This window comes from Streptomyces sp. NPDC096105, from assembly GCF_044763335.1.
GTDB lineage: Bacteria > Actinomycetota > Actinomycetes > Streptomycetales > Streptomycetaceae > Streptomyces.
On sequence record NZ_JBIWGC010000025.1, the window covers coordinates 98,048 to 107,411 of the forward strand.

Consider the following 9,364-nt stretch of genomic DNA (forward strand, 5'->3'; position numbering starts at 1 on the left):
TGGTGTTCTTGAGTTCGAGGATCTCGCCGCGGGCGTCGACGGTGATCTTCTGCGACAGGTCGCCCTTCGCCACCGCCGTCGTCACCTGGGCGACGTTGCGGACCTGCGCCGTCAGGTTGCCCGCCATGGCGTTCACCGAGTCGGTGAGGTCCGCCCAGGTGCCCGAGACCCCCGGCACCTGCGCCTGTCCGCCGAGCGTCCCCTCGGTCCCCACCTCGCGTGCGACACGGGTCACTTCGGAGGTGAACAGCGACAGCTGGTCCACCATCCCGTTGAAGACCTTGGCGATGTCCCCCATGAGTCCGTCGGCGTCGCCCGGGAGCCGGGTCCCGAAGTCCCCGTCCCGGACGGCCGTCAGCCCCGCGAGGAGCTGCCTCAGCTCCTTGTCCCCCGGCACCGTGTCGGTCCCCTCGGTGCTTCTGCTGGTCATGCGCACCCTCGCTCCGGCCCCATTCAGTGCGCATTCCCGCAGATCAGCGGAGTCGCGCGACGAGAAATACGCCGCAGGTTAACCCACCTCGCGGGCGCGCGACAAAGCGGGTCCGGGCGGTCTCCGGGCCCGTCGAGAATCACTGTGACCGGCGGGCATGTATCCGCAGAACGGGGGTACGTGACTGGGTTTCACGGTGACCGCGCCAGGTTGGCCGCTTTCGACGGGCGCCGTTCGAATGTGTGCGCGCCTGAGGGGTATCTGCTCAGGGGGAGAGGGGCGGAGTCCGGCCCCGCTCCTGTCATGGGGAGCAGTCGTCATTCGGGGAGGCCGGAAGCAGTGCCCACCGACATCATCTGGTCGTACGCGTCAGACCTGGACCACGTCCGCGGGGCGGACCTGACGGGGTTCACCGTCGTCGCGAGCGACGGCACCGCCGGCCATGTGGACCGCCAGGCCGGCCATCACGGCATGCCGCATCTCGTCGTGGACACCGGAGTGTGGGTGTTCGGCCGCAGCCTCCTGGTGCCCGTCGGCATGGTCACGTCCGTGGACACCGCGGAGCGGAAGCTGACGGTGTCCTGCACCCGGGGCGAGCTGAAGGCCGCGCCGCGCTTCCGCACCGACAGCGAGACCATGGACCGCGCCTATCTCACCGCCGTCGGCGACTACTACCGCGGGCTGCTCCGCCAGGAGCGGCCCGCGGGATGAGCGCGGGGCGCGGCGGCCGCGTCACCACGGCAGGAAGACGTGGATGTCCTTCCCGCGCTCGTGGGTCACGACGCTCACCTGGTCGCAGAGCGTGTGGATCAGATGCCACCCGATGCCGCCCCCGCCGCTGTGCGGATGGAACGGGCGCGGGGCAGGCTCGGTGGTGCTGGTGTCGTGCATCACGACGTGCACCCCGTCGAACGTGCGGCGCAGCCGCAGCTCGAACGGGCCGGGGGCGTACTGCACCGCGTTGGCGGCCAGTTCCGTCACCACCAGGAGTATGTCGTCCCAGTGCTCCGGCGCCGACGGCGCCGACGCGCGGGCCAGGTCGAAGAGGAATTCCTCCGCGACCAGACGCGCGTCCGTCACATCGTGCAGCTCCCCCGGGAAGCTGGCGATGCGGCTCGTGATCTCCTCGCCGGTCAGTGTCCTGTCCCTCTGCGGCTCGGGTGCCATGTCGCCTTCCAGGCCCCGGCCACAACCGGGGCGGTCGTCGCTGCTTTCGTGCGTTCCCCGATCTGTGGGTTCCCGTGCGGGCGGAGCCTACGCGCCCGCCTGCCCGACGGCGTGGGGTGACAAACCCCGCACGCCGTCGCGACATGATCAGCGGAAGACGTCGTCCTCGTCCCACACCGACGTGTCGGCCGGCGCCGGGGTGCGCGCCGGACGGGTGCGGGACTGGTACATCGCGTCGATCTCCAGCGCGTACCGGCGCACGATCTCGTCCCGCCGCAGTTTCATCGACGGCGTCAGCAGGCCGTTGGACACGTCGAACGGCTCCGGCAGCACGCGGAACACGCGGATCGACTCCGAGCGGGACACGCTGCTGTTGGCCGCGGCGACCGCCCGCCCGATCTCGTCCCGCAGGGCGTTCTCCTCGCGCGCCTCGCGGGCCGGGGCGTCGCCGGGCAGCGACAGTGCCGCCCGCCAGTCCGCCAGGAAGTCCGGGTCCAGGGTGATCAGGGCGCCCACGCACGGCCGGTTGTCGCCCACCACCACCGCCTGGTGCACCAGCGGATGCATCCGCAGCCGTTGCTCCAGGGCGGCCGGGGCCACGCTCTTGCCGCTGCTGGTGACGATGATGTCCTTCTTCCGGCCGGTGAACGTGAGGTAGCCCTCGCCGTCCAGCCGGCCCAGGTCGCCGGTGGCCAGCCAGCCGTCCCGCAGGACCGCGCGGGTGGCGGCCGGGTCGCCCATGTACCCCTGGAACACGGACGGCCCGCGCACCAGGATCTCCCCGTCCTCGGCCACCTTGATCGCGGTGCCCGGCAGCGGCTGCCCGACGGTACCCGACTTCTCCCGGCCGTACGGCTGCATGGTCACGCCGCCGCTGGTCTCGGTGAGGCCGTACCCGTCGTGCACGTAGATGCCGATGCCCTCGTAGAAGAGGGACAGGTCGCGGGCGAGCGGCGAGCCGCCGGACGTGGCCCGCAGCACCCGGCCGCCGAGGGTCGCCCGCAGTTTGCGGTAGACGGTCCGCTCGTACAGGGCGTGCTGCATCCGCAGGTCGAGACCGGGGCCGGAGCCGCGCCCGAGCCGCTGCCGCTCCGTCGCCGCCGCGAAGTCCCGCGCGGTGGCGGCGGCCCGCTCGAACAGCGCGCCGCGTCCCGACTGCTGCGAGGCGCGCAGGAAGTTCTTGTAGATCTTCTCCAGCAGGGACGGCACCGCGTACAGATAGGTGGGCCGGAAGGTGCGCATCGCCGTGGACAGCGCCTCCGCGCCGAGGTCCGGCTCGTGCCCCATCAGCAGGCCGCCGCGGACGCACAGGCTCTGGATCATCAGTCCGTAGACGTGCGAGAACGGCAGGAACGCCAGTACGGACCCCTGCTCGCCGGGCGGCGCCGCGACATGGCCCCAGCCCGCCAGCAGCGTGTCGCAGACGAACGCCAGCCCGCGGTGGCTGAGGGCGCAGCCCATGGCGTGCCCCGAGGTGCCGGAGGTGTACGCCACCACGGCCGTGGAGTCCGGCATCACGATCCGCCGCATCGAGTCGACCGTGGCCGCCGGGATCGCCTCGCCGCGGGCGACCAGCTGGTCCAGCGCCCCCGCGTCGAGCTGCCACACGTGCCGCAGACGGGGCAGCTGGGCGCACACCGAGCCCACGGTCATCACGCTCTGCTCGTCCTCGACCAGCACCGCCACACAGCCGGAGTCACGCAGGATCCACTCGACCTGTTCCCGCGAGGAGGTCGGGTAGACCGGCACGACCTCGGCGCCCACCGTCCACAGGGCGTGGCACAGGACGGTCCACTCGTAACGGGTGCGCGCCATGATCGCGACGCGGGCGCCGGGCGAGATGCCGGACGTGATCAGGCCCTTGGCCAGATCGACCACCTCGTCGCGGAACTCGACGGCGGTCACCTCCTCCCAGGTGGCGGAGGCCGGGCCGGTGCGGCGGGCGAGCACCGGCATGGCCGGGCTCTCGGCCGCCCTCGCGAACAGGCTGTCGGCGAGGCCGCCGGTCAGGGGCGGGGCGGACGGGGGAGCGAGAGCGAGGTCGCGCATGCACTGCTCCTCACGGGAACGGGGGTGGCGCTGCATGAATGTAGTCCAGCGGGCCGGGCCCCGGGCCGGGATCAGGTCAAGTGTGTCCGCACTGATGATCCGGCCGCTTTCGGGGGACCCGGTCCCCATGACCTACGTCAATCCCGATCCCGATCCGGAACGCACCACCGGCCTCGAAGCGGGCGGCGGCGTCCCACCGGGCGAAACCCCGCCCGCGGAGAGCAGCATGCCCGAGGCGGGCCCCTACGAGACCCACAACCCCACCAAGGGCTGGGCCAAGGGCCCTCTGACCGCGATCCTCGTCGTGTCCGCCTTCATCGCGGCGTTCTTCCTGGTCTACGCGATCATCCTGCTCATCTGACCGGCCCGGCCCGCCGCCACGGCCGCCGGCACCCGGGTGCCGGCGGCGGGGTCCCGCGCGGCGCCGCCCGGCCGGCCGGGCGGCGCCGCACGACCGCCTCGTCCCCGTCCGGGCCGCCGCTGGGCCACGCCTCGGTGAGGACGTACGGGAGGCCGCCGACGCGGCGGCGACGTACGCATGCGGACGCCGGCCGGCCTCCGGCCTCCGGGGCCCGCGGACGCCGGAGGGCGCCCGCAGCCCGCCCCTGCGGGTTACGCCTGTGTGTGGCGGACGCACTCCGTGACCACGTCGCGCAGGCTCTCCGTGCGCTCCAGGAGGTCGCGCTGGATCATGGCGCCGTTGCCGTCGCGCAGGAGGCGTGCGCAGCCCTCGCGGGCGCGGTCCAGGTCGCCGTGGTCGGCGAGGGCGTCCGCGGTGTGGTCGAGGAGGGCGCGGACGACCGCCTCGGCGGGCATCCTGCGCATCGTCTCCGGGTGCAGCAGCTCGCCGGTGAGGCCGGAGCGGGCCGCCCGCCAGGCGGCCAGCCGCAGCAGGGACACCCCCGGGTCGGCCGGCTCCCGGCCGTCCCGCCACTCGCGCGCCGCCGTCTCCACCAGCGCCCGCGTCAGCGTGGCCACCAGCCCCGCCGTCTCCGCGTGCAGCGCGACGTCGGAGACGCGCACCTCCACCGTCGGGTACCGCTGGGACAGCCGGGCGTCGAAGTAGACCATGCCCTCGTCGAGGATCGCGCCGGTCGCCACCATCTCGGCGACCCGACGGTGGTACCGCTCCGGCGACTCGAACGGCTCGGTCGGCCCCGCCGACGGCCAGCGCTGCCACACCCGGCTGCGGTAGCTCGCGTACCCCGAGTCCTTGCCCTGCCAGAACGGGGAGTTGGCGCTGAGCGCGGTCAGCACCGCCAGCCACGGCCGCAGCCGGTCGAGGACGGCGACGCCCTCCTCGTCGGACTCCACCGACACGTGCACATGGCAGCCCATGACCAGCTGCTCGCGCGTGGCGATGCCGTACTGCTCCTCCATCCACCGGTACCGCTCGTTGACGCCGATCGACGGGCTGACCGGCAGCGGCGACGTGGCGAGCGCGGCGACCGTGCAGCCGATCTCCTCGGCGTGGCGCGCGGCCTCCTTGCGGCAGCGGGCGATCTCCGCGCGCAGGCGCTCCATGGACGACTGCGGGTGGGTGGCGAACTCCACCATCTGCTCGTGCAGTTCCTTCTCGAAGACGTCCTGTCCGGCGTCCTCCCGCTCGGCGCGGGCGAGCACCGCCGCGGACATCGCCCGCGGTTCGCCGGTCTCCGGATCGACCAGGAGGAGTTCCTCCTCCACTCCCACGGTGCGCACCTGATGCCCGCCCTTCTCACCTGCCGCGTCGACGCCGAGCAGCCCTCGGCCGTACGACCCGCATGCCCCGCGCGGGGCGCGGAACACCTGGTGTCGTCGGCGGAGGGCCACCGGGCGCCGGCCCGGCCTCACAGCGGCGTGGGCGCCAGCCACACCGTCGCGAGCGGGGGAAGGGTGAGCCGGACCTGCCCGTCCTCGGGCTTGACCGGGTCCGGGTTCACGACGCCGCCGCCGCCGTAGCGGACGGCGTCGGTGTTGAGGACCTCTTCCCAGGCGACCGCGTCGTCCCCGACGGGGAGCCGGTAGCCGTGCCGCACCACGGGGGAGAAGTTCGACACCGCGAGCAGCGGCCGGCCCTCCGCGTCGTACCGCAGGAACGCGAAGACGTTGTCGTCGGCGGCGTCCACCGCCACCCAGCGGAAACCGGACGGGTCGGTGTCGCGCTGCCACAGCGCCGGGCGGTCCCGGTAGCGCGCGTTGAGGTCCCGGACCAGGTCCTGCACCCCGCGGTGGTCACCCGCCGAGTGGTAGCCCTCGTCCAGCAGCCACCACTCCGGCCCCGCCTTCTCCGACCACTCCGCGCCCTGCGCGAATTCCTGCCCCATGAACAGGAGTTGCTTGCCGGGGTGGGCCCACATGAAGCCGAGGTAGGCGCGGACGTTCGCCCGCCGCTGCCACCAGTCGCCCGGCATCTTCGACACCAGCGCCTGCTTGCCGTGCACCACCTCGTCGTGGGAGATCGGCAGCACGTAGTTCTCGCTGTAGGCGTACACCATCGCGAAGGTCATCTCGTGGTGGTGGTACTTGCGGTGCACCGGCTCGTGGGAGACGTACTCCAGCGAGTCGTGCATCCAGCCCATGTTCCACTTCAGCCCGAACCCGAGCCCGCCGGTGTCGGTGGGCCGGGTCACCCCGCCCCACGCCGTGGACTCCTCGGCGATGGTCACCACGCCCGGGCAGCGCCGGTACACGGTGGCGTTCATCTCCTGGAGGAACGCCATCGCCGCCAGGTCCTCCCGGCCGCCGTGGACGTTGGGCTCCCAGCCGCCGTCCTCGCGCGAGTAGTCGAGGTAGAGCATGGAGGCGACCGCGTCGACCCGCAGCCCGTCGATGTGGAACTCCTGGCACCAGTACACGGCGTTCGCGACCAGGAAGTTGCGCACCTCGGTGCGGGCGTAGTCGAAGGTGTACGTCCCCCAGTCGGGGTGCTCGGCGCGCCGCGAGTCGCCGGGCTCGTACAGCGGCTCCCCGTCGAAGCGGGCCAGCGCCCAGTCGTCGCGCGGGAAGTGCGCGGGCACCCAGTCCATGATCACGCCGATGCCGGCCCGGTGCAGCGCGTCGACCAGGTACTTGAAGTCGTCCGGGGTGCCGAGCCGCGCGGTGGGCGCGTAGAAGCCGGTGACCTGGTAGCCCCAGGACGGCCCGTACGGGTGCTCGGCGACCGGCATCAGCTCGACGTGGGTGAAGCCCATGTCCTTCACGTACGCGGGCAGCACCTCGGCGAGCTCACGGTAGGTGAGCCCCGGACGCCACGACGGCAGGTGCACCTCGTACACCGAGAACGGCGCCTCGTGCACGGGCCGCTCCCCGCGCCGCGCCATCCACTCCGCGTCACCCCACGCGTAGTGCGAGGCGGTGACCACCGACGCGGTGTTCGGCGGCGCCTCGGTCCGGCGGGCCATCGGGTCCGCCTTGAGGAACCGGTGGCCGTGGCGCGAGTGGATCTCGAACTTGTAGCGGGTGCCCTCGCCGACGCCCGGCAGGAACAGCTCCCACACACCGGACGATCCCAGTGAGCGCATCGGGAAGGCCGTCCCGTCCCAGTACGTGAAGTCCGCGGCGAGCCGCACCCCGAGGGCGTTGGGCGCCCACACGGTGAAGCGGGTGCCGGTCACGCCCTGGTGGGTCATGGGGTGCGCGCCGAGCGCCGTCCACAGCTCCTCGTGCCGGCCCTCGCGGATCAGGTGCAGGTCGAAGTCGCCGAGCGCGGGCAGGAACCGGTACGGGTCGTGTGTCTCCACCGGCTCGTCGTCCCCGTACGCCACCGCGAGCGTGTAGCCGGGGATCTCGTCCAGCGGCAGCACGGCGGAGAAGAGGCCGTCGCCCTCCGACACGAGCGGGGTGCGCTCGCCGTCGACGACCACGCTCACCTCGCGGGCGAAGGGGCGCAGCGCCCGGAAGGCGATGCCGCCGGGCACCGGGCGGGCGCCCAGCAGGGCGTGCGGATCGTGGTGGGCGCCCGCCAGCAGACGGCCCCGGTCGTGCGGGTCGAGGGCGGGGGCGGCCGCCCCGCTCGCGGCGGCGGACGGGGCGGGCCCGGCCGATCCGGGCAGCGGCGTTTCGTGCAGGGCCACGGCTTCAGTCTCCTCTCACGGCGAGGCGCTCGATCGCCGCCATGGGTACGGGCAGCCAGTCGGGTCGGTGCCGGGCCTCGTACAGCACCTCGTACACGGCCCGGTCCGTCTCGTAGGCGCGGAGCAGGCCGTGCTTCTTGCGCGGGTCCCAGCCGGCGCGGGCCGCGTAGCCCGCGCAGTAGGCCTCGCGGCAGCGCCGCGCCCACTCCGGGCGCCAGGGACGGCGCTGCCGGGCGGCATAGTCGAAGGAGCGCAGCATCCCGGCGATGTCCCGCACGGGGGAGTGGGCGCTGCGCCGTTCGGAGAGCGGCCGGGACGGCTCGCCCTCGAAGTCGATCACGAACCACTCGCGCCCCGCCCGCAGCACCTGGCCCAGGTGCAGGTCGCCGTGGATGCGCTGGGCGGGCGGCCCGGCGTCGCAGGTGGTGAGCGCGGCGAAGGCGCCGCGCAGCCCCGGTACGTACGGCTGGAGCGCGGGCACGGCGTGCGCGGCGGCGGTCAGCCGCTCGGTCATCGCCGCGGCCGTCCGCCCGTTCTCGCCGGGCGCGCCGACGGGGAACGCGGAGGACAACGCCAGGTGCACGTCCGCCGTGGCGCGTCCGAGGGCGTGCGCCTGCGCCGTGAAGTCGTCGCCGGCGGCGAGCGCGTCGAGAGCGAGCGTCCAGCCGTCCGCTGCGTTGCGCAGATACGGCTGGAGCACCCCGAGCGTCGCCTTGAACGGGTGGGTGGTGCGCAGCCAGGCCACCGGTGCGGGCACCCGGTGGCAGCCCTGCCGGGCCAGCGCCCCGGGCACCTCCAGGTCGGGGTTGACGCCGGGCTGGATGCGCCGGAAGACCTTCAGGATGTACTCGTCGCCGTACACCAGCGAGGAGTTGGACTGCTCGGCGTTCAGCACCCGCGGTACCAGACCCGACGGCACCTCATGGCCCGGGTCGCCCTCGAAGTGCAGCGGGCCCACCGTGCCCGGCCGGCGCAGCCGTTCCAGGAGCAGCTGGGCGGCGCGCGGGTCCTGGAGGGCGTCGTAGACCGTCAGGCCGGCCAGCCGGCCGTCCCGCACGGTGCCGATGAGCGCCTTGCCCAGACGGGGCGAGGGCCGCTCCCGCACCCCGAGCAGGAGCTGGTAGCAGTCGCCGGCGGGAGGGGTGCCGCCGGGGGCGGGCACGCCGCCGTGCGCGGCGTGCACGAGCACGTGCAGGCAGCCCGGGAACAGCTCGGTCGTGGACAGCACGCCGAGATCGGTGACGGGGCGGTCCTTGCCCGCGAACCAGCGCTGCAGCGGCAGCCACTCGCGCAGCAGCCCGGCGAGCGACTCCAAGGACTCGGCGGGCGCGCTCCGCGGGCGCAGGAATGCGGTCTTCGTCATCGTGACGCCTCCTCTCGCCGGCACACGCTCACAGGCGTCGGCCGATGCGGGATGCGACTCGGGTGAGCCGGAACCAGTAGAAGCCGTGGCCCCCGAGGGTCAGCAGGTACGGCAGTTCGCCGATGGCCGGGAAGCGCACCCCGCCGAACAGCTCCACCGGATGCCGGCCGCTGAACTCGCGCAGGTCGAGCTCGGTGGGCTGGGAGAAGCGGGAGAAGTTGTTGACGCACAGGACCAGGTCGTCCTCGTACTCGCGCAGGAAGGCGAGGACGGCGGGGTTGGAGGAGGGCAGTTCGGTGT

General features: G+C 73.2%; 9 protein-coding genes. 2 read left to right on the forward strand and 7 right to left on the reverse strand.

The window, feature by feature from the left end; all coding sequences use genetic code 11:
* Window positions 1-430, reverse strand: a 430-nt coding sequence (locus tag ACIQ8B_RS28900; RefSeq protein ID WP_366252349.1) for a HAMP domain-containing protein, incomplete at its 3' end; no start/stop codon positions are given.
* A gap of 339 nt (window positions 431-769) precedes the next feature.
* Between ACIQ8B_RS28900 and ACIQ8B_RS28905 the strand changes: the two genes are divergently transcribed.
* Window positions 770-1,141: a PRC-barrel domain containing protein gene (locus tag ACIQ8B_RS28905; protein ID WP_290004782.1), complete on the forward strand. Its 372-nt coding sequence runs from the start codon at window positions 770-772 to the stop codon at window positions 1,139-1,141.
* A gap of 21 nt (window positions 1,142-1,162) precedes the next feature.
* On the opposite strand, the gene ACIQ8B_RS28910 is transcribed toward ACIQ8B_RS28905, so the two are convergent.
* Window positions 1,163-1,597 carry an ATP-binding protein gene (locus ACIQ8B_RS28910; protein ID WP_106415626.1) on the reverse strand — a complete coding sequence of 145 codons (435 nt, stop codon included), beginning with the start codon at window positions 1,595-1,597 and terminating at the stop codon, window positions 1,163-1,165.
* Between the two features lie 147 nt (window positions 1,598-1,744).
* Window positions 1,745-3,646, reverse strand: coding sequence for a long-chain fatty acid--CoA ligase (locus ACIQ8B_RS28915; RefSeq protein ID WP_290004780.1), 1,902 nt, complete (start codon window positions 3,644-3,646; stop codon window positions 1,745-1,747).
* A 127-nt stretch (window positions 3,647-3,773) separates the two neighbouring features.
* Between ACIQ8B_RS28915 and ACIQ8B_RS28920 the strand changes: the two genes are divergently transcribed.
* Window positions 3,774-4,007 carry a DUF6480 family protein gene (locus ACIQ8B_RS28920; protein WP_106415628.1) on the forward strand — a complete coding sequence of 78 codons (234 nt, stop codon included), beginning with the start codon at window positions 3,774-3,776 and terminating at the stop codon, window positions 4,005-4,007.
* A 251-nt stretch (window positions 4,008-4,258) separates the two neighbouring features.
* On the opposite strand, the gene ACIQ8B_RS28925 is transcribed toward ACIQ8B_RS28920, so the two are convergent.
* The 4 genes from ACIQ8B_RS28925 to ACIQ8B_RS28940 all read right to left on the reverse strand — a co-directional run.
* Complete coding sequence (locus ACIQ8B_RS28925) at window positions 4,259-5,347, reverse strand: glutamate--cysteine ligase (protein WP_403550830.1); 1,089 nt, start codon at window positions 5,345-5,347, stop codon at window positions 4,259-4,261.
* A 128-nt stretch (window positions 5,348-5,475) separates the two neighbouring features.
* Window positions 5,476-7,701 (reverse strand): 1,4-alpha-glucan branching enzyme, encoded by a 2,226-nt coding sequence (gene glgB, locus ACIQ8B_RS28930; protein ID WP_403550832.1) that lies wholly within the window; start codon window positions 7,699-7,701, stop codon window positions 5,476-5,478.
* A 4-nt stretch (window positions 7,702-7,705) separates the two neighbouring features.
* Window positions 7,706-9,064, reverse strand: a complete 1,359-nt coding sequence (locus tag ACIQ8B_RS28935) for a maltokinase N-terminal cap-like domain-containing protein (protein WP_290004772.1) — start codon at window positions 9,062-9,064, stop codon at window positions 7,706-7,708.
* A 28-nt stretch (window positions 9,065-9,092) separates the two neighbouring features.
* Window positions 9,093-9,364 (reverse strand): alpha-glucosidase C-terminal domain-containing protein (locus ACIQ8B_RS28940; protein WP_366252351.1); only part of this gene is annotated, 272 nt, incomplete at its 5' end.